The following is a 26,041-nucleotide window of genomic DNA, read 5'->3' as shown; positions in this document are numbered from 1 at the left end:
TAGTCCCTAGTCCCTAGTCCTAGTCCTCGTCCTTCTTGACGATCCGTACCTGGCTGATGCCGGTGCGGGTCACTTCCTCGCAGGTGAGCTGGTACTCGCCCAACTGCACCTTCTCCCCCTGCTCGGGGAAACGCCCGATCCTGTCAAGGATCAGCCCCGCCAGCGTGTCGTAAGGAAGATCCTCGCCCAGGTCGACCTCCAACAGGTCCTCGAGATCCGAGATGGAGATGAGGGCGTCGACCTGGAAGCTCCCGTCCGCCAGCACCTGCACCCGGCTCGGTTCCCCCACGTCATGCTCGTCCTCTATCTCGCCGACCAGCTCCTCGAGCAGGTCCTCGGTGGTCACGATGCCGCTGATGCTGCCGTACTCGTCCACCACAAAAGCCATATGCACCCTGGTCTTTTGCATCTCCTTCAACAGCTCGCTCACCTTCTTGCCCTCGGGGACGAAGACCGGCGGACGCACTATGGAACGGATGTCGAAGTCGGGCTCGCGCACCATGCGCCCCAAAAGGTCCTTGCCATGGATGAACCCGACCGTCTCCTCGATGCTCCCCAGGTAGACCGGGTAGCGGGAGTACTGGTTGTCCAGCACGCCGTTCAGGATCTCCTCGTTGGAGAGGTTCAGGTCGAAAGCGACCACGCGGGTGCGCGGCACCATCACCTCGCGTACCGCGGTGTGGGTGAAGTCGAAGAGGTTGTCGATGAAGGTGTGCTCGGTCTCGCTGAAGATGCCGCTTTCGTGCCCCTCGGCGACGATGTGCTGCACCTCCTCGCGGGTCATGAAGGCCTTCCCCTCGCCCCTGAGGCCGAACAGGGCCAGGGTAGCCTTGGTGGAGAAGCTGAGCACGGAGACCAGCACGGCAGCCACCCGCGCCAGGAAGGTGATGGTGTGGACCACCCGCAACGCTACCGGCTCGGCGTACTGTAGGCCGATGGTCTTCGGGACCAGTTCGCCCAGGATGAGCTGCAGGTAGGAGATGGCGCTCACGACGATGCCGATGGCCAAAGGCTCTGCCGCGTTACGGACCATGGCGACGGAGGACACCTGCAGCACAGGGCGGATGTAATCCACGGCGATGACGCCGCCCACCGCGGACGCGGTCGAGCCGACCACCGTGACGCCGATCTGCACGATGGCCAGCAGGCGGTGCGGGTCCCTTTGCAGCGACTCCACCAGCGCGGCCCGCTGGTTCCCCAGGGCGACCAGCTGCGCGACCCTGCTCTTACGAATTGAGATGATGGCGAATTCGGCGCAGGAGAAAAATGCGTTCAGCAGAATGAGGACGGCGATGACCAGCAGTTCGACGAAGACGGTGTCCAATTACCCTCCAGGTTAGTTCATGGGTCGCCCGCAGTTGCTCCGCAGGCGTCCAAAGTTCAACAGTTGCTCATTTTCAACGGTAACCGGTGTCTTGTCAACCTTTTGTATCGACTGAGCCTGGACACGGGGCATGGTCCGGCTTGACGGGGGGACCACAAACAGAAAGCGGCCACCTCGTTGGTGACCGCTGCCAGTGGGACGAATTCGGAGAGAAAAGCTACTTGCCGATCTTGAACGAGAGCAGGAAACGCTCATCGCCGCAGGTAAAAGGCATCACCAGCGATTCGGCACTGGAGATGCTCTCCAGGGCGTAGTCGTTGCCGTAGATCACGGTGGGTATGGAGAGGTTGATGTCGGCACCCTTGGGGGAGAAGATGTGCTTCACGTCCCCCCCCACCATGTTGGCGATCTCGCCCATGGCGTCGTTGACATCGTCGTCGACTTCGGTGACGTCCATTCCCAGCATGCTCGAGGTGACCTGGAGGGCCAGCCTCTTGGGACAGTGGATGGCCAGGATCCCAGAGTGGCTTCCGGCCAGCCCGACCATGCTGGTCACCGTTTCATGAAAGGTCAGGACCGGCTCCTCCAGGGGGGGCTCGTCGACCACGTCCAGCATCACCATGGTGGAGAAGACCCCCTTGGTGATCTCGGCAATGGTTTTTCTTACCTCGTCCTCGGTTGTGTTGGCCTCGCTGAGCACCGCTGCATCAAGCCCCATGTTCCGTCCTCCTCACGCGCATCGATTAGGTACGTCTTCCAGCACCCGACAAAGAAGAGCAGGCTGATAAAGATCCGTATAATTGCATTCGGCAGAAATGCGCCGCTCTTTAGCGAATTTTTAACAGACCGGGTAGGCGCCCCGGGCTAGGGCATAACAGAACTCCGTGATGCCGGAGAATTGCCGCTGCATGACCTCCCGCACCTCCCCCTCGACTTCGGCCACGCTGCGCCCGGGTTCCATGACGAGCTGCGCGTTCGCCATCTGCGGCCGGTCCACCGGGTCCCCGATCCGGCTCAGCAGCATGACGTAGGCACCCTGCACGCCGGCGACCGACTTGCAGATCTCCCGCGCGATCCGGTGCGACAGCACGTTGTAGATCTTGCCGACATGGCTCATGGGATTCTTCCCCGCGGCGGCCTCGGTGCCGATCGGACGCGCGATGGGGATCAGGCCGTTGACGCGGTTGCCCCGCCCCACCTGACCGGAATCGGCGTCCTCGGCGGAGGTCCCCAATAGCGACAGGTAGACGCCGTTAAGGCCGCGCCCGGCCTGGTCCAGGGTGTTGTAGTGCACCCGGACCCGCTCGAAGCCGCGGCACCCCCCCGCCAGGAACTGCTGCATCTCTGTTTCGACGGCGTGCTTTCGCTCGAAGTAGTCGCGCTCAGAGGTGATCCGCTCGGCAAGAAGAGGCATGGCGACGGTCAGGTCCAGTTCTTTGCCGTTTCTAAGCCCCATCACCTTGACGTCCTCGCCGGTTTCCGGAAAGAGCGCCTTGAACCGCCCGCTGTTCAACTCCCGCTCCAGGGTCAGCACCGCACGCTCGGTCGGGCTCAGGGGGTAGTACCCCACGGCGGCCGAGGTGTCGTTGGCCCCCCTCACCTCGCCGGGGCGCGCGAAGATGTCGGTCAGCTCCTGCGAACCGGGGGCGAGCTTCAGGCGGTAGGTTACGTGGCGCTCCGGGTCCACGTGGCGCAGGTTGCCCGCGATCCACCCCTTGGCGGCGGCGACCGCGATGTCGTGCACCGGGATCTCCTTGCCTGCCAGAGTGAAGGTGGCCCGGTCGCCGATGGTGAGCTCCATCGGTTCGAGCACCTCGCCGCCGCCGAAGCGCTTTCCCACGCGTCCGGCCGCCAGGAGCCCCTTGTCGATGTTGTGATGCAGGATGGTACCGAACTCGGCGAGGTACGCCTGGGAGAGCGCGACCGAGATGGAGTCCATGATGCAGTCGCAGATCTGGTCCGGGTGCCCCGTCCCCTTGCGCTCCACCATCTCGACCCGCTGCTGCATCACCTGGGTACCGTGAAACTCTTCCACGACCAGCATGGCGTTCCCCTTTCCCCGCAGCAGGCGCACCGACGGCCGCGCGGACACTGGGAAATAGTAGCCCAAAAAGGTGGGGGTGCAATTGGAGCGGGAAACGGAGGGTGCCGCCGGGACGAAGCAGGGATCAGAAGTGTCGGCGCATCACGAAGCCGCCGCGGGCGATCCTGGCCTGCAGCCAGAGCCCGAGCCAGAGCTTGATGTAGCGCCTGGTGGCGGGGATGAGGAAGAAGATACCCAAAAAGTCGGTGAAGAAGCCGGGTGTGGTGAGCAGGACGCCCCCGACGAAGACGAGGGCCCCGTCGAGAAGCTGCGCCGCGGGAAGCCTACCCCGGGAGAGCTCGTCGCGGATCTCCCCGAGCACCCTCCCCCCTTGGTGGCGCATGAGCCACGCCCCCAGAAGGCTCATGAACAGCAGCGAGGCGACGGTGGCGACGCCGCCTATCACCTGCCCGATCTTGATGATCAGGTAGATCTCGATGACCGGGACGATCAGGAAAATGAGGAACAGTCTGAAGAACATGGCGCCCCGCTACTTCTTCATGTCGATGCCGTAGCTCTTGATCTTCCGGTGCAGGTTGCTCCGCTCCAGTTCGATCGCCTCCGCGGTCTTCGAGACGTTCCAGTCGTTCTCCTCGAGCTTCTGCATGATGAACTCGCGCTCGAATTCCTCGCGCGCCTCCCTGAGGCTTGAGAGCTCCAGCACGCTGTCGAGCTTGCCGCCCCCCCCCTCCCGCCCCCCGGCGGAGACGAAATCGTCGGGGAGGTGGTTCATGGTGATGGTGCCTCCGGGGGTCATGATCACCAGGCGCTCCACGATGTTCTTCAACTCGCGCACGTTGCCGGGCCAGTCGTAGCGCTTGAGCGACTCCATCGCCTCGGGGACGATGCGCTTGTGCTCGCGCCCCTCCAGGTCGCAGAAGGCGTCCAGGAAATAGCCGGCCAGAAGCGGGATGTCCTCGCGGCGCTCGCGCAGCGGCGGCACCTTGAAGGGGACCACGTTCAGGCGGTAGTAGAGGTCCTCGCGGAAGGTGCCGTTCTTGATCTCCTCCTCGAGGAGCTTGTTGGTGGCGGCGACGATACGGACGTCCACCTCGAGGGTCCTGGTCCCCCCCACCCTCTCGAACTTCTTCTCCTGCAGGATGCGCAGCACCTTGGCCTGGGTCTTGAGCGACATGTCGCCGATCTCGTCCAGGAACAGGGTGCCGCCGTCGGCCAGGTCGAACTTCCCCTTCTTCTGCGCGACCGCGCCGGTGAAGGCGCCCCGCTCGTGGCCGAAGAGCTCGCTCTCGATCAGCTCCTCGGGGATCGCGGCGCAGTTGATCTCGATGAAGGGCTTGTCCCGGCGCTGGCTGTGGTAGTGGACCGAGCGGGCCACCAGCTCCTTGCCGGTGCCGTTCTCGCCGGTGATGAGGACCGAGGCGTTGGTGGGGGCGACCAGCCGGATCTGCTCGGCGAGCTGCTGCATGGCGGCCGAGTTGCCGATCATCTCGTGCCCCTGCTGCACCTGCCCCCTGAGCGCCGCGTTCTCCTCCTTGAGGCGGTTCATGGAGAGGGCGTTCTCCACGGTGACCACCACCTTCTCCAGGGAGAGCGGCTTCTCGATGAAGTCGTAGGCCCCAAGCTTGGTCGACTTGACCGCGGTTTCGATGGTGCCGTGGCCGCTCATCATGATGACGTTGAGGGCCGGGTGCAGCTCCTTCAGGCGCTTGAGCGTCTCGATGCCGTCCATCTTGGGCATCCAGATGTCCAGGAGCACGAGCCCCGGGAGCTCCTTCTGGCACAGGGCCAGCGCCTCGGTGCCGTCGGCGGCGCAGACGGTGCGGTACCCCTCGTCCTCGAGGATGCCGGCCAGGGAGGAGCGGATACCCTCCTCGTCGTCGACTATCAGAATGGTCTCGGTCATGGTGGTCCCTTCTATCCGGGGAGGCCCGCCTCTTTGGCCAGCTCGCGCCAGGCGGGGATGCTTCTCTCGATCATCCCCTTGTCCACGCAGTAGGCGATGCGGAAGAAGCCGGGGGCTCCGAAGCCGGCGCCGGGCACCAGCAGGATGCGGTGCTTCTGCGCCATCTTCACGAACTCGACGTCGTCGGCCAGCGGCGACTTGGGGAAGAGGTAAAAGGCGCCGTCGGGCTTCACCATGGAGAAACCCATCCCGGTGAGGGAGTCGTAGAGCAGGTCGCGCTTGACGCGGTAGGCGTCGATGTCCACCGAAACGTGCTGCAGCCCGGCCACCAGGCGCTGCATCAGGGCCGGCGCGTTCACGAAGCCGAGTACGCGGTTGGAGAACACCGCCCCCTCCATGAACTGGTCGACGTTCTTCATCCGCGGGCTCGCGGCCAGGTAGCCGATGCGCTCGCCGGGGAGGGCCAGGTCCTTGGAGTGCGAGGTGACGATGACGGAGTTCTGGACGTAGCGGAAGATGCTGGGAACGCTCTTGCCGTCGTAGGCGATGCGGGCGTAGGGCTCGTCGGAGATGACCAGGATCTGCCTCCCCAGTTCCTCTTCCTTGGCGGCTATCATCTCGCCCAGCGCCTTGAGGCTCTCGGCCGGGTAGATGACGCCGGTCGGGTTATTGGGGGAGCAGATGATGATGGCGCGGGTCTTGGCGGTGACCGCGGCAGCGATGGCCGGGATGTCGAGCTGGAAGGTCTCGCGGTCGGTCCAGACCTCGACCGGGACGCCGCCGTGGTTGTCGATGTAGAAGCGGTACTCCACGAAGAACGGGGTGAGCAGGATCACCTCGTCGCCGGGGTTCAGGATCGTCTTCAGCACCACGTTGAGGGCCCCGCCGGCGCCGCAGGTCATCACCACCTGGCCACCCTGCACCGGGAGGTCGGAGGCGGCGGAAAGCATGCGCGCCACTGCGTTCCTGGTCTCGAGGTAGCCGGCGTTGTTCATGTAGCGGTGCATGCCCGGGACCGGCGCATTGGCGAGCTTCTGGAACTCGGCCTGGAACGCCTCGGGGGGCTCGACGTCGGGGTTCCCGAGGGTGAAGTCGTAGACCTTGTCGGCGCCGTACTCCTTCCTGAGCTTCTCCCCCTCCTCGAACATCTTCCTGATCCACGACGATTTCGCTATAAATCCGGCGATCTTATCAGCGACGGGCATGCATCCCCTCCTTTTTTGGTGTCTCGTTTTATTAGCACATTACCGGAACCGGGGCAAGGCGTATTCCCCCGGCGATCAGGCCACCCAGGCGCCATTCTAATATTTCCCTGCAAACGCGGTGACAATTCTGCTATAGTACGCGCCTTGCCTTGCTATACAGACTCACGGAGGAGGGAACCATGAAGAAGAATTGGCGCATAGAGACCCAGGCGATCCAGGAAGGCTTCGCCCCCAAGGACGGCGATCCCCGCATCCTGCCCATCTACCAGAGCACGACCTTCAAGTTTTCCAGCGCGGAGCACGTAGCCAAACTGTTCGACCTCGAAGTCGGGGGGCATTTCTACACCCGGCTTTCCAACCCGACGGCGGAAGGGTTCGAAATGAAGATCGCCGCAATGGAGGGGGGGATCGCTGCCATGGCGACTTCGAGCGGCCAGGCGGCCTCCACCATCGCCGTGATGAACATCTGCCGCTCCGGCCAGCACGTGGTCGCGGCCAGCACCCTGTACGGCGGCACCTACTCGCTTTTCGCCAACACCTTTCCCAAGATGGGGATCGAGGTGACCTTCGTCGATCCCGAGGCGGACGAGGCGACCATCGTCGCAGCCTTCCGCCCCGAGACCCGCTGTCTCTTCGGCGAGACCATCGGCAACCCCGGCCTCAACATCCTCGACTTCGACAAGTTCTCCCGCATCGCGAAGAAGATGCAGGTGCCCCTCATCATAGACAACACCTTCCCGACGCCGTACCTCTGCCGGCCGCTCGAGCTCGGCGCCGACATCGTGATCCACTCCGCCACGAAGTACATCGACGGACACGCGACCAGCGTGGGGGGCGTGATCGTGGACAGCGGCAACTTCGACTGGGGCAACGGGAAGTATCCGGAGATGACCGAGCCGGATGAGAGCTACCACGGCCTGCAGTACCTGAAGACCTTCGGCAAGCTGGCCTACATCGTCAAGGCGCGCGTGCAGCTCATGCGCGACATCGGCCCCTGCCCGGCCCCGATGAACGCCTTCCTGTTCAACCTGGGGCTTGAGACGCTGCCGCTTAGGATGCAGCGCCACTCCGAGAACGCGCTCGCCATGGCGAAGTTCCTGGAGAAGCACGAGGCTGTTTCCTGGGTGAGCTACCCGGGTCTCGAGAGCCACAAGAGCTACGCCCGGGCGCAGAAGTACCTCCCGAAGGGGGCGAGCGGCGTGCTCACCTTCGGCATCAAGGGGGGCGCAGCGGCCGGGAAGAAGTTCATGGAGAGCTGCCAGCTGGTGGCCCTGGTGGTGCACGTGGGTGACGCGAGGAGCTGCGTCCTGCACCCGGCCAGCACCACGCACCGTCAGCTTTCCGAGGAGCAGCAGGTCGCCTCGGGGGTCACGCCCGACCTGATCCGGCTCTCGGTCGGCATCGAGCACATCGACGACCTTATCGAGGACGTGAACCAGGCGCTTTTGGCCAGCCAGGAGTAGGTGATCCGCCCGGAGGAAATCCCCCTGCACCCCATTCGCAAAAAGGGGGGCCCTCACCCGGCCTTCGGCCACCCTCTCCCGGAGGGCGAGGGTAGTCGGCACCGTTTGCCGGTGGCAGGGTAGTCGGCCACCTTTTCCCGGTGACAAGGGTAGTCAGCCACCGTTTCCCGGTGGCAAGGATAGTCCTTCCCCTTCTCCCCTCGAGAGAAGGTGCCCCGAAGGGGCGGATGAGGGCACCCGCAGCTGCCGCACCAACGCCAAAAAAAGAAGGGGCGAGTGGAATTCCACTCGCCCCTTTCCTATTCCCGCTCCGGCCGGTCTACTTGCCGCAGCACTTCTTGTACTTCACCCCGCTGCCGCAGCTGCAGGGATCGTTGCGCCCTATCTTGGGCGAGGTCCTCACCACCGGCTGCCGGGTCACCGGCTTGCCGTCGGTAAAGAGCCACCCCTCCTTCTCCTTCTTGAACAGGGCACGCTCGTGGTGCACCCGGTCCTCCCCCTGTTCCTTCCAGCGGGCGATGAACTCCACCTCGCCGGTGGCGTCATCCTTGCCGCCGTCCTTGGTGGAGACGATCTCCAGTCCCTGCCATTCGGACTTCTCGGCCCACTCGCGCGTCCCCTGAGCGTCGTACCCCTCGCGGTGCTTTGGGTGGGTGCTCTCCAACAGGAAATCGGTCTCGACGTTGGCGTACGCGGCGTAACGCGCGCGCATCAGCGCCTCTGCCGTCTCAGCGCGGCGCTCCCCCTTGATGACAGGGCGGCAGCATTCGGCGTAAGCCAAACCGCTGCCACAGGCACACAGCTCCATCAGTTACTCCTCCTCGTTGTTTGGTGTTGCTTGCGATCAGACTTCATAGTCGGCGGCGACCACCGAGGAGCAGACGCTCCTCATGTAGGCGGCCACCTCGTTGGCGTGGTACGGGTGCACCTGGTAGGCCTGCAGGTCTTCCAGTGAGTCGAACTTGGTGTACAGGGCGATGTCCGCGGACCGCTCCGAGCGGATCAGGTCCACCCCCACCTCGAGGTGACGCAGCAGCTCCACCTTGCCATCCATGCTCAGAAGACGCTGCCTGGCAGCCTCGACGTTCTCAGCGGTGGCCTCTTTGAGCTTGAAAAGCACTATATGCACGATCATGTGTAGCCCCCAGAATCAGTGATGACGTTCTCCGGATACCTGTAATACATCGGCGCCCGCCCCCCTGTCAACGATGGCAGTCCCGTAGACCGAAAAAAAGTTATTGCGTGGCCGGAACAATGCTGCTATAAGGACCAACAAGATCAAAAAGGTCTTTTTTAAAATTTCATGCAATGGAGGATTTAATGACTGGCGCTTTGAGATTCATGAGTATAATTGTACTGGCGTTCTTAATGATGACCTCTCCCGTGCTGGCCGCAGGGAAGGTGCTCTTCGACAACGGGCACGGCGAACGCTTCCAGGTGAAGGAACAAGGGCCGCTGCAGCTCTCGGGGCTGGCCGAGGTGTTCCAGGGGGCGGGCCTCGAGGTCGGCACCGTGGACCAGCCGCTCACCGATGCCACGCTGGCCGGCGCGCGCGCCCTGGTCATCAGCGGGGGCTTCACCCCGCTGCACCCCAACGAGATCGAGGCCGTGACGCGGTTCATCCAAAACGGCGGCCGCGTGGCGGTGATGCTCCACGTAGCGCCCCCGATGGCTTCCCTTTTGGACCGGCTGCAGGTCAGCCACACCATGGGGGTGATCCAGGAGCGCGAGAACGTGATCGAGGGTGACCTCCTCAGGTTCCGGGTCGTCCGGCTGAAGGAGCACCCGCTTTTCCGGGGCATCAAGGATTTTAGCGTGCACGGCGCCTGGGGGCTCATCAACCAAGGCGACGGCGCCGAGGTCATCGCGGCCACCGGCTTCCAGGCCTGGATCGACGTCGACCAGGACCAGAAGCAGTCCAAGGAGGAAACGGCCTCCTTCGGCGTGGTGGTGGCCGGCGACATGGGGAAGGGCTCCTTCCTTGTCTTCGGCGACGACGCCATCTTTCAGAACAAGTTCCTGCAAGGGAACAACCGGGCTTTGGCGGCAAACCTCGCCGCCTGGTTCAAATAGCGGCACCAAATACCGACCGGCATACAGCGGCAACAAAATACCAACCAACAAAAACAGGAGGGATTCAATGGCTCAGGCTCTGGAAATCTACAAGTGTGAAATGTGCGGCAATATAGTCGAGGTGTTCCATGCCGGCGGCGGCCAACTGGTCTGCTGCGGCGAGGAGATGAAGCTGCAGAAGGAAAACACCGTGGACGCTTCCAAAGAGAAGCACGTACCGGTCATCGAGCGCGGCGCAGGAACCGTCACCGTCAAGGTCGGCAGCATCCCGCACCCGATGGAAAGCGCCCACTACATCGAGTGGATCGAAGTGATCGCCGACGGCAAGGTCTACCGCGCCCAGTTGCAGCCGGGCCAGGCCCCGGAAGCGACCTTCCCGATCAGCGCCGCCGACATCAAGGTCCGCGAGTACTGCAACCTGCACGGCCAGTGGTCCGCCTAGGCACGCACGCCACGCTTTAGATGCAGAAAGGGGGGACGGCCAAAGCCGTCCCCCCTTCTTTTATCCCTTTCAACCTCAACCTGCCTTATCAGGCGAGCAGGTGATTGGCCAGGTTGATGTTCTTAAGGAGCGGGTCGACGGGGGCGATGATGGTGGCGTAGCGCCTCCCCCCCTGTTCGGCGAGGCTCACCAGCCGGGGCGTCTCCAGCGTTTCGCCCTGGGCGCCGATCAGGATCTTCACCGACGGCTCCGCGCACTCCATCGGATGCGGCTTCAGCACCAGGGCGATCTCGTTGGTATCCAGGCGCACCAGGCTTCCCACCGGGTATTCCCCCATCATCGCCTCGAACTGCTCCACCAGCTCGCCGTTTAGCGAGGAGCCCGCCAGGCGGTGCATGATCTGCATGGCCTCCTTGGGCAGGGTCGGCCTCTGGTAGGTGCGCAGCGTGGTGATGGCGTCGTAGCAGTCGGCCACGGAGACGATCTCGGTGTACAGACCGAAGTGCATCTCCCGGGCCCACTCGGGGTACCCGGTGCGGTCGTGGCGGATGTGGTGGCCAAGCACCGCCTCCGCCACCGCCGTGGGGATGTTCTTCATCTTCTTGACGATCTCGGAACCTTCCTCGGCGTGGCGCTTCATCTCCTTGAACTCGGTGTCCGAGAGCTTGCCCGGGCTGTTCAGGATGGTCTTGTCGATCCTGGTCTTGCCGATGTCGTGCAAAAGCCCAGCGGTGTTGATCTCGTGCAGCGCCTCCTTTTCCAGGCCGAGAAAGGCGGCCAGGGTGAGCGCCAGGATGCCCACGTTCACCGAATGGCTGAAGGTGTAGTTGTCGTAGTCCTTGATCATGGCGAGGCCGAGCAGGGTGGTCGGTTCCTCCATGGTCACCGTGACCATGTTCTCCACCACACCGTTGATCCACTCGCCGCTTGGGATCCGACCGTTATCGATCTCGCGCATGGTGTCGCGCACCGCCTTCAGCGCGTCGCGGTAGATGGCGGCGGGGACCAGGGCCTCCCCTTTCCCCTCCCCCTCGCCGGCGACGACCTCGTCGATCCCCAGCCGGACGTTGCTGATCCCCTTCCTCTCCAGCTCTGCCGCGAAGGTCTCCGCGCCGACCTGCCGGTTCGCCAGCAGCGTGGCGAAGCCGAAGAGGTCGTCGGGGGTGACCCCGGGGTAGATGGTGACGGCGTCGACCCCCTTCTGCAGCAGGCGCTCGACCAGTTCGGCGACGGCCGCGTTGGGGGAGACCAGCAGGCACCCTTCGATGAAGAAGGTCCCCTCCACCACGCCCAGGTGCAGTTCATGCCGCTCCCCCATCATCTCGCCCATGAGCCCGACCAGTTCCTGCAAAGGCTGGCGCACCGCCGGATGGGCCAGGGGATAGAGCAGCACCGACTTTATCGAGGCGGTGAACAGCATCGCCGCGCGCTGCACCTCGTTTTTGGTGATCTCACTCATGCCCTGTTTCCTTCTGCGCCATTGTCTGCAGCGCCGCCGCCGCTGGGCCGGCCAGCTCTCCGTTGCCCGAGGCGTACCCCTGCAGGAACGCCCGCGCCTGTTCCCCTCCCAGCGCGGCGATGGCCTCGAGGGCGACGAGTTTCTGCTCCCGGCGGCGGGTCGTGCCGAGCAGGCAGCGTCTGCGGACCACCTTGAACAGCGCCGCGAGGGCGCGCCGGTCGCCGATGTGTCCTACGGCCCTTAGCGCCTCCAGCTGCAGCGCCTGCAGCTTCCCCCTCAGGTCGCGCCTCGCCACCAGCCTGAGCAGGGGCTCGAGCGCCGCCTGGTTTCGGCAGGTCCCAAGCCAGGAGATCGCGTGCAGAGCGGTCGGTTCGTCCCCCTCCTGCACCAGGGAGAGGAGCACGCCGGTGGCCTCCATCCCGCCGATCCGCGCCAGTGCCCGGATGCTCTCCATGCGCACCCGCCCCTCCGGGTGATACGCGGTCAGCACCAGCCCCTTGACCGCATCGCGGTTGCCGATCTCGGCGAGGATGGCCACCGCCATCTGCACCACCTGCACCCGGCCGTCCTTGAGGAGGGTGAGCAGTTGGGGCTGCGCCTGCACCCCGATGCGGACCAGGGCGGTGCCGAGCGCCTTGCGAGCGCCCCTGCTCCCGGTGGCGGTCAAGCGCCGAACCACCGCGTCCACCACCTCGGCACCGCCGAGCCTGAGCATGCGGCAGATCGCCTCCTTGTCGGGGAAATCGACATCCTCCAGGTGGTTCAGCAGGTGTTCGGCCATCTCCCCGAGGATGAGCTGTTGCAGCACCGTGTGCGCCACGTCGCGGCAGACCGTACTCCTGGCCGGGTCCGCCTGCTGTTCCAACAGGCGCGCGAGCACCACGTAGAGCCGGTCGAAGTTACCCTCCAGCTTAAGCGGCAGGGCCTTTTTCAACAGCAGGCGCGCAAGCTGCCGGTAGCGTTCATCATCGGTCTCGGCGGCCAGCGCGGCCAGGAGCTCGTCGACGCCCGGCTCGGCTCCCTCACCGGCCACGCTCCCCTGTGCCGGAGAAGGCTCGAGGGGGCGCTCCTCGGGCACCTCGGCGCCGCCGTCCCCCTCCTCTTCCTCGGCCTGTCCCGCCGACTTCTTGGTGTACACGGCCGATACGTCGATCTGGTTCACTATTACGGCGGAGATGCCGTTTCGGGACAGCATGCCTGCCACGCCACCGTCCTCGGCGATCTTCTGCGGCGACACCGCCAGTGCAGAAAGGAGGGCGGAGAGATCCGCCGGGGACAGCTCCGGGAGGAAGGTGAGCCGCTGCAGCTCGCGGGCGAAGAGCTCCTGGGCCAGGGCCTTGGTCATCGGGTTGTTTTCGATGGCGTCCTTGCGGCCGGCGATCGCAAAACCGCCGCGCTGCACGATCAGGGTGACGGGGCCGCGCCTGACCAGATTGGCAAGAGCCTCGTAGGCAGAGGTGAGTATTTGCGAACGCAGGGGATGGTTATCGGGATAGAAGGAAAAGGCCTTCAATGCCTTGGAGGTTTCGGCGAGCGCTTTCTGGCAGGCGGCGCCGAGATCTTCACTGTCTTCTAGTAGATTTCGTTGGTCTTCCGGCATTTTCCATTCCCGTTGATAGGACGCCAGATTCTAGCCGAGATAATGATAATTATCAAACAATTTTGCAGCGACCGCAATGGCCGCCTCGGCTATACTACTTCACCGTCGCTTTTACCATGCTCTTTGGTGCGCTGCCAACTCATTTTACAGCCTTACAGCGCCAGACCATGTTTTTCAAAGCCAGGAGTTGCTCTTCAAGCCATCGCAGATAGAATTAGGTGACGTTCCGGCCCACGAGCCAGCCCGCGAGGTCACATTGCCCAAAAACAGCGCCAGCAACCTTGATTCGAGGACCGTCCAGTCCGCCCTGGAGGCCCTGTCGCGCGAAACGAAGAAATCCAGACTCGCCCGCGTCTTCCCCTTCCTCGGCCCCGCCTTCATCGCCAGCGTCGCCTACGTCGATCCCGGCAACTTCGCCACCAACATCCAGGGGGGGGCGCAGTTCGGCTACCTGCTGCTTTGGGTGATCATCACCAGCAACCTGATCGCCATGCTGATCCAGACGCTCTCCGCCAAGCTGGGCCTCGCCACCGGCCAGAACCTCGCGGAGCACTGCCGCAACCAGTTCCCCAAGCCGGTATCGATCACCATGTGGATCATCATGGAGGCGGTGGCCATGGCCACCGACCTGGCCGAGTTCATGGGAGCGGCGCTCGGCTTCCAGCTCCTGTTCGGCATCCCGCTTTTGGCAGGAGCCCTGCTCACCGCCCTGACCACCATCGGCATCCTCGGCATGGAGCGCTTCGGCTTCAGACCCCTGGAGGCGGTGATCTCCGCCATGGTCGCCGTCATCGCCCTTTGCTACGTGGCCGAGATCTTCATCGCGAGCCCGGACTGGGGCGACATCGCCGGCCACGTGGTGCGCCCCGCCTTCGCCGGTCGCGAAAGCATCCTCTTGGCCACGGGCATCATCGGCGCCACCGTCATGCCTCACGCCATCTTCCTGCACTCGTCGCTCATGCAGGGGAGGATCGTGGTGAAGGACAGGGCGAAGCTGCGCACCCTGTTCCGCTACGAGATCATGGACGTGGTGATCGCCATGGGGATCGCGAGCTTCGTGAACATGTCCATGCTCATCATGGCAGCGGCCACCTTCTACGCCACCGGCAAGACCTCGGTCGCCACCATCGAGGAGGCGTACCGGACCCTGGAGCCGCTCCTCGGCTCGGCGGCGAAGTACATCTTCGGCATCTCACTGCTCTTCTCCGGTCTCTCCTCCAGCAGCGTGGGGACCAGCGCAGGTCAGGTGATCATGCAGGGGTTCATCCAGCGCCACATAAAGCCCTGGATCAGGCGCCTCGTCACCATGGCGCCTTCCCTGTTCGTGATCGCCATGGGGTTCGACCCGACCCGCACCCTGGTGATCAGCCAGGTGGTGCTCTCCTTCGGGCTCCCCTTCGCCATCGTCCCGCTGGTGCTCTTCACCCGCCGCCGCGACCTGATGGGAGACCTGGTCAACAAGGGGGCTACCACGGTCCTTGCCGGCGTGGCGGCGAGCCTCATCGTCGCCCTCAACATCTACCTGATCTACGCGACCTTTTTCCCAGGATGATTACCATGTTCAAGCACATTCTCGTCCCGATGGACGGATCAAAACTCGCCGAGGCGGCCCTCCCGGCCGCCCGCTTCATGGCCGAAAAGCTGGGCGCCCAGGTGACCCTTTTCCACGTGGTGGAGAAGGACGCGCCGAGCCAGGTGCACGGCCAGAAGCACCTGACCGGTTTCGAAGAGGCGCAGCGCTACCTGCAGGAAGTGGCGCGGCAGTGGTTTGATGGCATCCCGCGGGTCGAGTGCCACGTACACGAGACCGAGACCCAGCTCGTGTCCCAGAGCATCGTCGCCCATGCCGCGGAACTCGGCCACGACCTCGTGGTGATGTGTTCGCACGGGCGCGGCAAGGCAATCCACCTGCTGTTCGGCTCCATCGCGCAGAAGGTGATCGCCGGGGGGACCCTCCCGGTCCTGATCACCCACCCCGACGAGCGCGGCGAGCCGCCGCCGTTTTGCTGCTGCCAGATTCTCCTGCCGCTGGACACCGACCCGGAGCACGAGAAGGGTCTGCCGGTGGTCAAGGCGGTGGCGAGGATCTGCAACGCCGACCTGCACATCACCACGGTGATCCCCACCTACGAGTCGCTCCCCCCGGACGAGAAGGTGACGGCGCGGACCCTGCCGGCCACGGCGTCGCGCATCCTGGACCTGGAGGCGCGGGACGCCTCCGAGCACCTGGACGGGGTGGTGCAGGAACTGGTACGGGAGGGGATCCGTGCCTCGGCCCACGTCCTCAGGGGGGATCCGGCCGAGACCATCGCCCGGGCCGCCCAGGAGGCGAAGATAGACCTCATGGTGCTCCCTACCCACGGCAAGACCGGCATGGCAGCCTTCTGGACCGGAAGCGTGGCCCACGGCATCTGCAGTCGCAGCAGGTGCCCCTTGTTGCTGGTGCCGATATCGGAGCCGTCCCCCGTCGACTGAGCCTGCGGCGTCCGCCGAGGCAACGCTCCGTGTAACGAGCAAAGGGGGACGCCGCAGTGGCCTCCCCCTCTTTTCGTCTCTCCTGGCTGCGCTTTGCTATTTCCGTCCCGACCCCTTGCACATGGTGCAGGGAACTTCCTCGACATCATATCCGGACTGCCGGGAAGCCATCAGGATTTTTCCTCTGCCGTTGCATTTGGGGCATCTCGATGCGAGCATGGGTTACCTCCTCAGCCTGTAGCTATCTTCTTCTGTGACAACAATTTTAGCAAAAAAGGGTAAAATGGAATAGTAACATCTCAACAAAGATAATGCAGCTCCATCGGGCGAAGCGGCTATGACATTTCTGACTAGGAGGTGGCAATCATGGCATGCAACAAAGAGGGGCACAGCGAGCACATCTGCGCCCTTACCGCGAGAGGAGAGATAGACAAAGTTCACCAACTCACGCTGCAACCTACCGTCGAATGCGGCAACTGCGGCGCCAAGGCCAGGGACGTCGACGCTGTATGCGATCCGGTACAGCTTCCCGAAGCGGGGTGGCTGGGAGACTGAAGCCGGCAGCCACCATGAAAAAAGGGGAAAGTCGCGAGACTTTCCCCTTTTCTTTTGCGCTTGATTGCCGCTGCAGCCTACCTGCCGCTGCGCCGGGCGGCGTGGTTGCCGGGACGCTGCGCGCCGGCGCGCTGCCCTTCACCGGCACCGGCACTGGCACCGGCCGGGCGGTTGCCGCCCTGGCGCTGCCCGGCCTGCTGGCGGCTGCCGCCGGGACGGGATGCACCGGGACCGCGGCTGCTGCCCGGCTGGGCGGGTCTCCCCGCTCCCTGCGCGCTCTTGGCTTCGGCGGGCTTGCCCTGGGTCGCGGCGGCCGGCTGCTTCTTGCGCTGCGGCTCGCGCGGGGCGCGGGCGAACTCGGCGTCCTTTTTCGGCGGCGGCACGGTGTAGTCGAACCCCTCCACCCGGCGCCGCTCGATCTTGGAGCCGAGCACGCGCTCGATGCTTTTAACCATCGCCTCGTCCTCGCCGGTCACCAGGGTGAAGGCGTCGCCGGTCTTGGCGGCGCGGCCGGTGCGGCCGATGCGGTGGGTGTAGGCCTCCGGGGTGTCGGGGATGTCGTAGTTGATGACGTGGGAGATGAGGGAGACGTCGATGCCGCGGGCGGCGATGTCGGTGGCAACCATGATCTGGTAGGTGCCGTCCCGGAAGCCGTCCAAGGCCGCCTGCCTGCGGTTTTGGGACAGGTTCCCCTGCAGGCTGGTCGCCTTGTAGCCCGCCTTCTCGAGCTGCTCCCCCACCCTCTTGGCGCGGTGCTTGGTCTTGGTGAAGATGAGCACGCTCTCGGTGTCGGTGTGTTTCAAGAGCTCGAAGAGAAGCGGGGTCTTCAGGTGCTGCCCCACCGGGTAAAGGGCATGCGAGACGGTCGCCGCCGGGGCGGTGCGGCTCACCTGCACGGTGACCGGACGGCACAGGATCTCGTGCGCCAGGCGGCGGATGTCGTCGGGCATGGTGGCGGAGAACATCAGGTTCTGCCTCTTGCCGGGGAGCACCCGCAGGATCTTCCTCACGTCGGGGAGAAAGCCCATGTCGAACATCTGGTCCGCCTCGTCCAGGACCAGGACCTCGACCTTGGAAAGATCGATGGTTCCCTGGGAGATATGGTCAAGCAGGCGCCCGGGGCAGGCGACCACGATGTCGGCCCCCTCCCTGAGCTTCTTGATCTGGGTGTTGATGTTGACGCCGCCGTAGACGGTGATGCTTTTCAGCCGGGTCTGCTGCGCCAGTGCGGTGAGCGATTCGTTGATCTGCTCGGCGAGCTCGCGGGTGGGGGCAAGCACGAGCGCACGCACCTGGCCGCGGCTCCCCTCCACCAGGCGGTGCAGCATGGGAAGACCGAAGGCGGCGGTCTTGCCGGTACCGGTCTGGGCCAGCCCGAGCACGTCCTGTCCGGCGATCACCGTGGGAATGGCCTGCAACTGGATGGGGGTCGGGGTCTGGTACCCCACGGCCTCTACGCCTGCCTGGACCTTGGGGTGCAAGTTAAACTGTTTGAAATCCACTGGTACTCCTGTTTCTTGGTGTGACGCCACAAAAAACCCCAGAAGCCTGAAAGGCCCATGGGGTCCGTGACTCATTAGAGTTGCGACTATACCACGAAACGGGAGAAAAGACGGCTCAAATTTCTCTAATGCTGCACAGCCGCCGTGGGAAAGGCTTCCCCCTCCCGTCCCGTCCCTCCAGGAGAAGGAGGAGAGCCCGGAAGCCCGGGCACGGGAGGAGGTTGCCGGCCGCGGGATCAGTGGCGATCCCTGTAGTCGCGGCGGTCGTCCCTGCGGTTGTCCCTGCGGTCGTCCCTGCGGTCATCCCAGCGGTTGTCGCGGCGGCCATCCCTGTACCCGTCGCGGTAGTAATCCTTGCGCTCGCCCCAGCGACCGTCGCGGCGCTCCGCCACCGGGCGGTACCAGTTGCCACGGTAGTGGTCGCGATCGCTCAGGTAGGTGCGATACTCGTGGTCGCGGTAGTAACGGATCTGCTCGTAGCGGTGCTGGTGCAGGCCGTAGGGGAGCCGGCGCGGGGCGACGTAGGTCCACGGTCCGCGGTAGCTGTTCGCCACGTACCAATAGCCGTCCCGGTACTGGTAGTAGCCGTTGTCCATGTAGACCACGTCGTAGGGTAGCCCCACCGACACGTAGAACCCCAGGGCAGGCGAGTAGATGAAGCTGGGCGGTTCGGCGTAGGCCACCGGGGCCACAGGGGGCGGGTAGACCACCGGGGCAGGTGCGGGGTAGACGACTGGTGGCGGGGCTACGGGGACCGGGGCGACCGGAATGCCGATGTTAACGCTGAAATCCACCCTTGCCTGGGCCGTGGCGGCTCCGGCAAGTACGATGACAAATGCCAGTGCGATAAGCTTTTTCATGATCTTCTCCTTGCGGCCTCAGGCCGTCTTTCTTTCAGATGATCGTTGCCGTGCTTTCAGTGGCGGCCATGACTTCCCGGTCCGCTCCAATCATTATTTGAGTATCAAGCTAACAGTACAATAAGGAACAATTGTGGAGCAAATGTGGAATTTCCTTCCGGCTCAAAGATGCAATGGCACATTAACCACAACTATGCTAATACAAAGCTGTACGATTGACTTAAACGGTGGATGCCATGAAGGTAAAGATCAAATACAGGCTCTTATTCACCATGCTTGCCGCAACCGGCGCGGTGGTGATTTCCATGTTCCTCATCATGCAATGGAGCATCGGGCACGGCTTCCTCGCCTACGTGAACACCATGGAGAAGGACCGGCTGCAGCGGCTGGCACGCGTGCTGGAGCAGTCCTACGGCAGTAACGGCAGCTGGGAATTCCTGCAGCAGGAGCCCTCCACCTGGTTCGACATCGTTGCCGCGACACGCGAAGGACGCGAAGGCGGCGACAGCGACGGCGCCCAGCACAGGATGGGACGGCGCGGGTTCATGAACCTGAGCAGCCAGGGGCAGCACCTGCCGCAGCGCTTCCTCTACCGTTTCGAAGGGCGCGTGGTGCTGCTCGACGCCGGCAAGCGCCTGCTCCAGGGGACCCAGGGGAACCTGGACACGGCGCAGGTGAAGAAGCTGACCAGCGACGGCGAGGTGGTGGGCTACCTGGCGCTGCGTCCGAGGCAGCGGCTCACCGACACCTACCAGCTCCTCTTCGTGCAGCAGCAAAAGCTCACCATGGGGCTGGTCGCCGTCGTCATGCTGCTCGTGTCGGCGGCGCTCTCGCTCCCCCTTGCGCACCGCCTGGTCGAGCCGATCAAGAGGCTCGCCGGCTCCCTGCACCGACTCGCCTCGGGCGAATACGACACCAGGGTGCCGGTGGAATCCAGCGACGAACTTGGGCAACTCGCCCGCGACTTCAACACCCTCGCCCTCTCCCTGGAAAACAACGAGCGGGCCCGCCGGCGCTACCTGGCCGACATCTCCCACGAACTGCGCACGCCACTATCCATCCTGCGCGGCGAGATCGAGGCGCTGCAGGACGGGGTGCGCCCGCTTGGACCGGAGTCGATGCGGTCGCTGCACGCCGAGGTTATGCACCTGGGGCGGCTGGTCGAGGACCTGTACCAGATCTCCATGTCCGACATCGGCGCGCTCAACTACAGAAAGGAACTGGTCGACCTGACCGAACTCCTGGAGGACGCCCTGGAGCCGTTCGCCGCGAAGTTCCGCCAGAAGAGCATCGCGCTGCGGCAGCTGCTCCCCCGCGAGGAGCTGACCGTCTTCGCGGACGGGGGGCGCCTGAACCAGCTTTTCAGCAACCTCTTGGGCAACTCGCTCAAGTACACCGACCCAGGCGGTGAGCTCTCGGTGCGGCTCAAGCGTGACGGCGGCCGTGCCATCGTGGAATTCGCCGACTCTGCGCCCGGGGTGCAGCCCGAGGAACTGGCCCAGCTCTTCGACCGGCTGTTCCGGGTGGAGAATTCCAGGAACCGTGCCCTCGGGGGCGCCGGGCTCGGCCTGGCCATCTGCAAGAACATCGTGGAGGCGCACGAGGGGACCATCGCCGCACTCCCCTCCCCCAAGGGGGGGGTGCTGATCAGGATAGAACTGCCACTTACGGGGAGCAGGACATGACACAGACCATCATGATCGTCGAGGACGAGGAAAAGCTGGCGAGCCTTTTGGGGGATTACCTGAAGCAGTCCGGCTTCGAGACCGTGTGGATCGCCAACGGTACCGAGGTGGTGCCGCGGGTGCGGGAGCGGCAGCCGGACCTCGTGCTGCTCGACCTGATGCTCCCCGGGCGCGACGGGCTGGAGATCTGCAAGGAGATACGCACCTTCTCGCAGCTTCCCATCATCATGATCACGGCCCGCGTCGAGGAGATCGACCGGCTGCTCGGCCTGGAGCTTGGCGCCGACGACTACGTCTGCAAGCCCTTCAGCCCCCGCGAGGTGGTGGCGCGGGTGAAAACCGTGCTGCGCCGCAGCGTGGAACAGCCCGCCACCTCGGCCGGCGGCCTCACCCTGGACCCCGACCGCTACTCGGCCCAGTTCAAGGGGCGCGACCTCGACCTGACCGTGGTCGAATTCAAGCTCTTGCACTTTCTCTACCAGAACCCCGGACGCATCTACTCACGGACCCAGTTGATGGACCGCATCTACTCGGACCAGCGCATCGTGAGCGACCGTACCATCGACAGTCATATCAAGAAGCTGCGCAAGAAGATCTCCGCCGTCGCCCCCGACCAGGAGCTGATCCATTCCATCTACGGCGCGGGCTACAAGTACGAGCCACCCAGCCAGAATTAGGGGGAGACTTCCCTCCCCCACACTCACTGTCTTCCGCCCTTTCTCTAAAAAGTGCCCCATCCGTCACTTCCGCCGGAGTTGTGTCCCTCCTCTCTGTGGAGAGCTGTCCCTATTTCCTCTCAAACCATTCTTTATTTAAGAAAATCCCACAGGCTCCGATATTCACATAAGCCCACGTGAAAAGTGGCAATGTGCTGATCTTGTACGCCCCGACCAAACGGGACATTTCGAAAATACTGATTCCATCAGTACCATTCCGTATACGATGCAAGAGTCGATATGTCAGTTAACAGCGACGTTACAGATAGGCGCTCTGCCTAAGGGGGGAATAAAAATGCTCAAGAACATGAAGATTGGTACCAGGTTGATGCTCAGCTTCGGGCTCGTTGTCCTGCTGTTGGTCGGAGTTGCCGGCACCGGTTACTGGGGGGTCAAAGACGGCGAAAACACCATGGTCACAGTCCTTGACGGAGAAGCCAAGATCGCCGAGCACGCAGCCAGGGCCAGGGCCAACGTATTGGGGATGAGACGCTATGAAAAGGACATGTTCCTGAACATCACCGATGCTAAAAAGGTCGAGGAGTATTACGCCAAGTGGAACGAGGAGGCGGGCAAGACGGTAGAGCGCGTAGCGGATCTGGAGAAAGTGGTACGGGACAAGGAGGACGTGGAGAAGACCAAGATCATAAAGGAAAACTTCGCCCTCTATAAGGCAGGCTTTGCGAAGGTGGCCGGCTCCATCCTCGATGGGAAGGTGAAGACACCGGCCGAGGCCAACGCCGCCGTTGGCGCTTTCAAGGATGAAACCCACAAGATGGAGAATACTGCTGTCGAGCTGGCTCAGGAAGGAAACAAGGCCATGCAGCAGGAAAAAGGAATGGTCCTGAAAGCGACCCAGCGGGTGGTCTTCCTGTTAATCACCATCTCCATAGTTGCCGTGCTGCTTGCAGTCGCCCTCAGTTTCCTGGTCACCGCCAGCATCAAAAAGCCGCTGCAGGTGGGGGTCGACACCGCCAACCGTCTTGCCGATGGTGACCTGACCTTCGAAATCGGCCAGACCTCGAAGGACGAGACGGGACAGTTGCTCGCCGCCATGCGCACCATGCTGAACAAGCTCAAAGAGGTGGTGACCGAGGTGAAAGCGGCCACCAACTACGTGGCGCAGGGGAGCCAGGAACTCTCCTCCAGTTCCGAGGAGATGTCGCAGGGGGCGAGCGAGCAGGCGGCGGCCGCCGAGGAAGCCTCTTCCAGCATGGAGCAGATGACGTCCAACATCCGCCAGAACGCCGACAACGCGATCCAGACCGAGAAGATCGCGGTGAAGTCCGCCGAAGACGCCAAGGAAGGGGGCAAGGCGGTACAGGAAACCGTCCATGCCATGAAGGAGATCGCCAGCAAGATCAATATCATCGAGGAGATCGCGCGCCAGACCAACCTCTTGGCCCTGAACGCGGCCATCGAGGCGGCCCGCGCCGGCGAGCACGGCAAGGGTTTCGCGGTCGTGGCAAGCGAGGTGAGGAAACTCGCGGAGCGGAGCCAGAAAGCAGCCGGTGAGATCTCCGAGCTCTCCGCCAACAGCGTGAACATCGCCGAGAAGGCAGGCGAACTCCTGTCCAAGATGGTTCCGGACATCCAGAAGACCGCGGAACTGGTCCAGGAAATCAGCGCCGCCAGCCGCGAACAGGATACCGGCGCCGAGCAGATCAACAAGGCGATCCAGCAACTCGACCAGGTCATCCAGCAAAACGCCAGCGCCTCCGAGGAGATGTCCTCCACCGCCGAGGAGCTCGCCTCGCAGGCCGAGCAGTTGCAAAGCACCATCGCCTTCTTCAAGACCGGCGATGAAGGTACGGCGAAGGCGAGAACGGTCCGCACCACGAAGGCGAAGGAGAGGCCGGGCATGAAGCAGATAACTGCTGCCAAGGCACCCGCGGCCCACGTCGGTGCCGGTCATATGGGTAAGGCCGTCGGCGCCGACCTGGAAATGGACGAGGATTTCGAGCGCTTCTAGGACCCGTCACGCATCGACGAAAAAGCCGGGTGCCCGGCGACCATGACGGTCGCCTGAGCACCCGGCTTTTTTTTTACGCCTTGCAGTTCCCGCGGCTAGAGGAGCTCCACCTCGCTCGCTCTCACGATCAGCAGCGCCTGCCGGAAATCGGCAGTCAACTGCTGCCGGTACTTCCTCCACCAGGCCCGGTCCAGCTCCCTGGTCATCACCTCGTAGATGATGATGTCGTCCTGGACCGTGGTCTCCTTGGTCTCCTTCCAGAGTCCGCGTGCCGGGGAGCGCATGTAGGTGGTGATGCCGCCGAAGCGCTCCGAGAGCTCGTCACGCACCTTGAGGAACTCGTCCTGGGTGAACTGGTTACCCTCGTTGTCGTAAAGCGGCAGCAGGATCTGTATCAGGTGCATTTCACTCCCCTGCCGTCACGAGGTCTCGCGCACGTCCATGATCTCGCGCACGTGAGGCCGGATCGCCTCCACCAGCGTTTCCTTGGAGACCCCCTGCACCTTGAAGGTGTTCACCCAGGTGTCGGCCTGGTTGCCGTCGACCTCGCTGAAGCCAAGGCCGACGATGTTGCCGCCTGCCTCGTAGATGGTCTTGGTCACGTCGGCGAGGGTCCCCTTGGCACCGGTAGTGGCGACGGTGATGCGCACCCCCTGGCGGCGGCCGCCCAGGAGTTCAAGCAGGATGTTGAACAGATCGGATTCCGTGATGATCCCGACCAGCTTGCCCTCTTTGACTACCGGCAGGCCGCCGATCCTGCGATCCACCATGATGCGGGCAGCCTCCTCGAGCGGGGTGTCCTCGAAGACGGTGATCACGTCCTTCGCCATGCACTTCTCCACGGTGAGCTTGGCCAAGAGGTCGTGGATCTCCCAGATGGCCAGCGAGGTAGCCGGCGACGGTGAGGCCTGGAGCAGGTCGCGGTCGGAAACGATACCCACCAACAGCCCGGAGCGGTCTACTACGGGGAGGCGCCGGATCTTCTTTTCGCCCATCAGACGCAACGCCTCGGTCACCGAGATGTCGGGAATGATGGTTATCGGGTTTTGAGTCATCCTGTCTCGTACAAGCATTGTGGCACCCTCCTAGGTTTGTTGTGCTGCAGCCGGCGTCACTGCCGGTTCATGGAATCAGAAGCTGGCATCGGTACCGCCTGGGGCTCGGCCGGCTCTCCGGCGGCCGGACCGGGGAGCTCGCGGTTCGAGGCTTTCTTCATCATGCTGACCGCGCGCTCCTTGATCTTCATGCTGCTCTCCACCATGTAGTCCACGTAGCTCTTGTAAAGAAAGACCATGACGCCGACGAAAAAGGAGATGTAGATCACCCTGGAGAGCATGGGCGAAGAGAGCCATGAGGCGAGTTTGCCGACCCCGACGAAGAGGGCGGCGATAGCGGCGACCACCAGCAGCGGCTTGAGCCAGAGGTGGCGCGCGGTAAGTTGGGCGAAGCGTCCCGGCGGCGCGGCCGGCGCCTCCTGCTGCGCGGACGGGCTCTCCGGCGCCGCTTGAGAGGCATCTGGCGCCTGTCCGGCGGGTTGTTTTTTGGGATCCTCGCGGGTCACCTTCATGGTGGAGCGGTACTTGGCCGGGACAGCCTGCAGCTTGTTGGTCATGTGGACAGTACCGCGGTTGTCGGTGTAGCTGTAATAGTCGGCGAGGAGCCGAGAGGGAAGTGCGCAGATGATGAGCGCACCGAGCAGCAGGAAAAGCAGTGACTTGTTCACCTTCCCCCCTTGCAGCGACGGGTGGCCGCCGCCATTTCAATGTAATTGCATCGCAGGTCCTACGGCAGCAGTCCTTGCACCAGGTCGAGCACCGCCTGGTCTCGGTTCAGCGTGTAAATGTGCACCCCGGGGACGCCGGCCGCCAGCAGTTCCTCGGCCTGCCTCCGTGCGTGGGCCACCCCGACCTTCTGGACGGCGGCTGCCCCCCCCGCCCGGTCGGCAGCCTCCAGCTCGGCCAGGTAGGCCGCCGGGAGGCTCGCTCCGCAAAGGGAGATGATGCGCTGGATCACCTTGAGGCTCACCACCGGGATGATACCGGGAATGATAGGCTTGTCAATGCCGATGGAACGGGCCTTGGCGACGAAATCGAAGTAGAGCTTGTTGTCGAAAAAGAGCTGGGTGATGGCGAAGTCGCCCCCCTGGTCCAGCTTCAGCTTCAGGTACCCCAGATCGTGCTCGGCGTCGACCGCCTCAGGATGCACCTCGGGATACCCCGCCACGCCGATCCCCATGCCGGGGTGGGACTCTTTGATGAAAGCGGCGAGGTCGGAAGCGTGCAAGAGCGTCCGGCAGGCGGAGAACTCGGGGGGAGCGTCCTTGGGGAGGTCTCCCCGCAGGGCCAGGACGTCGTTCACCCCGGCCTCGGCGAGGCTGTCCAGGAAGAGCTGCAGGTCGCCGCGGTAGGCGCCGATGCAGGTCAGGTGGGCCATCGTGTCCAGGCCGTGCTCACTTTTCAACCGGCTCACGATCTCGAGGGTGTCCCCCTGGGTGCTGCCGCCGGCACCGTAGGTAACCGAGGCGAAGAGCGGCTTTAGCTGGGCCAGGCGATCGACCACCTGGAAGAAGCCGGGCCATTCGTTCTTGTCTTTGGGCGGGAAAAACTCAAAAGAGATGAACTGACTACCGCAGTTCATCTTGTCGACTATCTTCATGTATGCTCCACGGGTTGCCCAGGCCTTGGACGGCGTTTCGGCACCGGCCGGATCGACCGAGGCAGGCATCTTTGACTCCTCGACAGCGCTGGGCGTGACTTTAGCATT

At 63.7% G+C, this 26,041-nt stretch carries 25 protein-coding genes; 9 read left to right on the top strand and 16 right to left on the bottom strand.

The genetic code is table 11. The annotated features are described in order from the left end of the window. Positions 1-19: 19 nt before the first annotated feature. From KP003_RS03925 to KP003_RS03900, 6 genes are all read right to left on the bottom strand, one after another. Positions 20-1,324: a hemolysin family protein gene (locus KP003_RS03925; protein ID WP_216498519.1), complete on the bottom strand. Its 1,305-nt coding sequence runs from the start codon at positions 1,322-1,324 to the stop codon at positions 20-22. A gap of 217 nt (positions 1,325-1,541) precedes the next feature. Then, positions 1,542-2,042: a chemotaxis protein CheX gene (locus KP003_RS03920; RefSeq protein WP_216498520.1), complete on the bottom strand. Its 501-nt coding sequence runs from the start codon at positions 2,040-2,042 to the stop codon at positions 1,542-1,544. A gap of 120 nt (positions 2,043-2,162) precedes the next feature. Continuing rightward, complete coding sequence (locus KP003_RS03915; RefSeq protein WP_216498521.1) at positions 2,163-3,368, bottom strand: methionine adenosyltransferase; 1,206 nt, start codon at positions 3,366-3,368, stop codon at positions 2,163-2,165. 124 nt (positions 3,369-3,492) lie between these two features. After that, a complete protein-coding gene (locus KP003_RS03910) occupies positions 3,493-3,888 on the bottom strand; it encodes an FxsA family protein (protein WP_216498522.1) in 396 nt (131 codons plus the stop codon). 9 nt (positions 3,889-3,897) lie between these two features. Next, positions 3,898-5,271: a sigma-54-dependent transcriptional regulator gene (locus KP003_RS03905; RefSeq protein WP_216498523.1), complete on the bottom strand. Its 1,374-nt coding sequence runs from the start codon at positions 5,269-5,271 to the stop codon at positions 3,898-3,900. An 11-nt stretch (positions 5,272-5,282) separates the two neighbouring features. Then, positions 5,283-6,476, bottom strand: a complete 1,194-nt coding sequence (locus tag KP003_RS03900) for a pyridoxal phosphate-dependent aminotransferase (RefSeq protein ID WP_216498524.1) — start codon at positions 6,474-6,476, stop codon at positions 5,283-5,285. 179 nt (positions 6,477-6,655) lie between these two features. Here KP003_RS03900 and KP003_RS03895 point away from each other — a divergent pair, with 179 nt between their 5' ends. Next, a complete protein-coding gene (locus KP003_RS03895; RefSeq protein WP_216790641.1) occupies positions 6,656-7,939 on the top strand; it encodes an O-acetylhomoserine aminocarboxypropyltransferase/cysteine synthase family protein in 1,284 nt (427 codons plus the stop codon). A 319-nt stretch (positions 7,940-8,258) separates the two neighbouring features. On the opposite strand, the gene KP003_RS03890 is transcribed toward KP003_RS03895, so the two are convergent. Then, positions 8,259-8,750, bottom strand: a complete 492-nt coding sequence (locus KP003_RS03890; RefSeq protein WP_216791894.1) for a YchJ family protein — start codon at positions 8,748-8,750, stop codon at positions 8,259-8,261. Between the two features lie 33 nt (positions 8,751-8,783). After that, positions 8,784-9,074 (bottom strand): Dabb family protein, encoded by a 291-nt coding sequence (locus KP003_RS03885; RefSeq protein ID WP_183349410.1) that lies wholly within the window; start codon positions 9,072-9,074, stop codon positions 8,784-8,786. 233 nt (positions 9,075-9,307) lie between these two features. On the opposite strand from KP003_RS03885, the gene KP003_RS03880 reads away from it, so the two are divergent. Next, positions 9,308-10,012, top strand: coding sequence for a DUF4350 domain-containing protein (locus tag KP003_RS03880; RefSeq protein ID WP_236026834.1), 705 nt, complete (start codon positions 9,308-9,310; stop codon positions 10,010-10,012). A 67-nt stretch (positions 10,013-10,079) separates the two neighbouring features. Next, the gene (locus KP003_RS03875) at positions 10,080-10,454 is read left to right on the top strand and encodes a desulfoferrodoxin (RefSeq protein ID WP_216498527.1); all 375 of its coding nucleotides are present in this window, start codon (positions 10,080-10,082) and stop codon (positions 10,452-10,454) included. Between the two features lie 88 nt (positions 10,455-10,542). Here KP003_RS03875 and KP003_RS03870 read toward each other — a convergent pair whose 3' ends face one another. Continuing rightward, positions 10,543-11,913, bottom strand: coding sequence for an HD-GYP domain-containing protein (locus KP003_RS03870; protein WP_216498528.1), 1,371 nt, complete (start codon positions 11,911-11,913; stop codon positions 10,543-10,545). Continuing rightward, the gene (locus tag KP003_RS03865) at positions 11,906-13,513 is read right to left on the bottom strand and encodes a HEAT repeat domain-containing protein (protein ID WP_216790639.1); all 1,608 of its coding nucleotides are present in this window, start codon (positions 13,511-13,513) and stop codon (positions 11,906-11,908) included. Before KP003_RS03865 ends, KP003_RS03870 begins: the two co-directional genes overlap by 8 nt. A 256-nt stretch (positions 13,514-13,769) precedes the next feature. Between KP003_RS03865 and KP003_RS03860 the strand changes: the two genes are divergently transcribed. From KP003_RS03860 to KP003_RS03850, 3 genes are all read left to right on the top strand, one after another. Then, positions 13,770-15,065: an Nramp family divalent metal transporter gene (locus KP003_RS03860; protein WP_236026835.1), complete on the top strand. Its 1,296-nt coding sequence runs from the start codon at positions 13,770-13,772 to the stop codon at positions 15,063-15,065. 5 nt (positions 15,066-15,070) lie between these two features. Then, a complete protein-coding gene (locus KP003_RS03855) occupies positions 15,071-15,988 on the top strand; it encodes a universal stress protein (RefSeq protein ID WP_216790638.1) in 918 nt (305 codons plus the stop codon). Between the two features lie 366 nt (positions 15,989-16,354). After that, a complete protein-coding gene (locus KP003_RS03850; RefSeq protein ID WP_216498532.1) occupies positions 16,355-16,543 on the top strand; it encodes a hypothetical protein in 189 nt (62 codons plus the stop codon). Between the two features lie 77 nt (positions 16,544-16,620). On the opposite strand, the gene KP003_RS03845 is transcribed toward KP003_RS03850, so the two are convergent. Together KP003_RS03845 and KP003_RS03840 are read right to left on the bottom strand one after the other, a co-directional pair. Beyond that, positions 16,621-18,045 carry a DEAD/DEAH box helicase gene (locus KP003_RS03845; protein ID WP_216790636.1) on the bottom strand — a complete coding sequence of 475 codons (1,425 nt, stop codon included), beginning with the start codon at positions 18,043-18,045 and terminating at the stop codon, positions 16,621-16,623. Between the two features lie 236 nt (positions 18,046-18,281). Then, positions 18,282-18,905 carry a hypothetical protein gene (locus KP003_RS03840; protein ID WP_216498534.1) on the bottom strand — a complete coding sequence of 208 codons (624 nt, stop codon included), beginning with the start codon at positions 18,903-18,905 and terminating at the stop codon, positions 18,282-18,284. 236 nt (positions 18,906-19,141) lie between these two features. On the opposite strand from KP003_RS03840, the gene KP003_RS03835 reads away from it, so the two are divergent. The 3 genes from KP003_RS03835 (at position 19,142) to KP003_RS03825 (ending at position 23,278) form a co-directional block, all read left to right on the top strand. Further along, complete coding sequence (locus tag KP003_RS03835; protein ID WP_216498535.1) at positions 19,142-20,590, top strand: ATP-binding protein; 1,449 nt, start codon at positions 19,142-19,144, stop codon at positions 20,588-20,590. Next, the gene (locus KP003_RS03830; RefSeq protein WP_216790635.1) at positions 20,587-21,267 is read left to right on the top strand and encodes a response regulator; all 681 of its coding nucleotides are present in this window, start codon (positions 20,587-20,589) and stop codon (positions 21,265-21,267) included. Before KP003_RS03835 ends, KP003_RS03830 begins: the two co-directional genes overlap by 4 nt. A gap of 334 nt (positions 21,268-21,601) precedes the next feature. Then, the gene (locus KP003_RS03825; protein ID WP_216790633.1) at positions 21,602-23,278 is read left to right on the top strand and encodes a methyl-accepting chemotaxis protein; all 1,677 of its coding nucleotides are present in this window, start codon (positions 21,602-21,604) and stop codon (positions 23,276-23,278) included. A gap of 95 nt (positions 23,279-23,373) precedes the next feature. Here KP003_RS03825 and KP003_RS03820 read toward each other — a convergent pair whose 3' ends face one another. From KP003_RS03820 to KP003_RS03805, 4 genes are read right to left on the bottom strand one after another with little or no spacing between them, the layout of a single operon-like run. After that, on the bottom strand, positions 23,374-23,682 hold the full coding sequence (locus KP003_RS03820; protein ID WP_216498538.1) for a hypothetical protein: 309 nt from the start codon (positions 23,680-23,682) through the stop codon (positions 23,374-23,376). Between the two features lie 15 nt (positions 23,683-23,697). Continuing rightward, on the bottom strand, positions 23,698-24,351 hold the full coding sequence (locus KP003_RS03815) for a CBS domain-containing protein (RefSeq protein WP_216498539.1): 654 nt from the start codon (positions 24,349-24,351) through the stop codon (positions 23,698-23,700). Positions 24,352-24,389: 38 nt separating this feature from the next. Beyond that, positions 24,390-25,001, bottom strand: a complete 612-nt coding sequence (locus KP003_RS03810; protein ID WP_216498540.1) for a DUF4124 domain-containing protein — start codon at positions 24,999-25,001, stop codon at positions 24,390-24,392. Between the two features lie 59 nt (positions 25,002-25,060). After that, positions 25,061-25,933: a methylenetetrahydrofolate reductase gene (locus KP003_RS03805; RefSeq protein WP_216498541.1), complete on the bottom strand. Its 873-nt coding sequence runs from the start codon at positions 25,931-25,933 to the stop codon at positions 25,061-25,063. Positions 25,934-26,041: the final 108 nt, after the last annotated feature.

Source organism: Geomonas diazotrophica (assembly GCF_019063885.1).
Lineage (GTDB): Bacteria > Desulfobacterota > Desulfuromonadia > Geobacterales > Geobacteraceae > Geomonas > Geomonas diazotrophica.
Note: the sequence above shows the minus strand (reverse complement) of the source record. Positions and strands in the feature narration are given on the sequence as shown.

Coding starts and splice junctions, on each gene's coding strand:
- KP003_RS03920 (WP_216498520.1), bottom strand. CDS start 2,042: ATGGGGCTTGATGCAGCGGTGCTCAGCGAGGCCAACACAACCGAGGAC.
- KP003_RS03915 (WP_216498521.1), bottom strand. CDS start 3,368: ATGCTGGTCGTGGAAGAGTTTCACGGTACCCAGGTGATGCAGCAGCGG.
- KP003_RS03910 (WP_216498522.1), bottom strand. CDS start 3,888: ATGTTCTTCAGACTGTTCCTCATTTTCCTGATCGTCCCGGTCATCGAG.
- KP003_RS03905 (WP_216498523.1), bottom strand. CDS start 5,271: ATGACCGAGACCATTCTGATAGTCGACGACGAGGAGGGTATCCGCTCC.
- KP003_RS03900 (WP_216498524.1), bottom strand. CDS start 6,476: ATGCCCGTCGCTGATAAGATCGCCGGATTTATAGCGAAATCGTCGTGG.
- KP003_RS03895 (WP_216790641.1), top strand. CDS start 6,656: ATGAAGAAGAATTGGCGCATAGAGACCCAGGCGATCCAGGAAGGCTTC.
- KP003_RS03885 (WP_183349410.1), bottom strand. CDS start 9,074: ATGATCGTGCATATAGTGCTTTTCAAGCTCAAAGAGGCCACCGCTGAG.
- KP003_RS03880 (WP_236026834.1), top strand. CDS start 9,308: ATGATGACCTCTCCCGTGCTGGCCGCAGGGAAGGTGCTCTTCGACAAC.
- KP003_RS03875 (WP_216498527.1), top strand. CDS start 10,080: ATGGCTCAGGCTCTGGAAATCTACAAGTGTGAAATGTGCGGCAATATA.
- KP003_RS03870 (WP_216498528.1), bottom strand. CDS start 11,913: ATGAGTGAGATCACCAAAAACGAGGTGCAGCGCGCGGCGATGCTGTTC.
- KP003_RS03865 (WP_216790639.1), bottom strand. CDS start 13,513: ATGCCGGAAGACCAACGAAATCTACTAGAAGACAGTGAAGATCTCGGC.
- KP003_RS03855 (WP_216790638.1), top strand. CDS start 15,071: ATGTTCAAGCACATTCTCGTCCCGATGGACGGATCAAAACTCGCCGAG.
- KP003_RS03850 (WP_216498532.1), top strand. CDS start 16,355: ATGGCATGCAACAAAGAGGGGCACAGCGAGCACATCTGCGCCCTTACC.
- KP003_RS03840 (WP_216498534.1), bottom strand. CDS start 18,905: ATGAAAAAGCTTATCGCACTGGCATTTGTCATCGTACTTGCCGGAGCC.
- KP003_RS03835 (WP_216498535.1), top strand. CDS start 19,142: ATGAAGGTAAAGATCAAATACAGGCTCTTATTCACCATGCTTGCCGCA.
- KP003_RS03830 (WP_216790635.1), top strand. CDS start 20,587: ATGACACAGACCATCATGATCGTCGAGGACGAGGAAAAGCTGGCGAGC.
- KP003_RS03825 (WP_216790633.1), top strand. CDS start 21,602: ATGCTCAAGAACATGAAGATTGGTACCAGGTTGATGCTCAGCTTCGGG.
- KP003_RS03820 (WP_216498538.1), bottom strand. CDS start 23,682: ATGCACCTGATACAGATCCTGCTGCCGCTTTACGACAACGAGGGTAAC.
- KP003_RS03815 (WP_216498539.1), bottom strand. CDS start 24,351: ATGCTTGTACGAGACAGGATGACTCAAAACCCGATAACCATCATTCCC.
- KP003_RS03805 (WP_216498541.1), bottom strand. CDS start 25,933: ATGAAGATAGTCGACAAGATGAACTGCGGTAGTCAGTTCATCTCTTTT.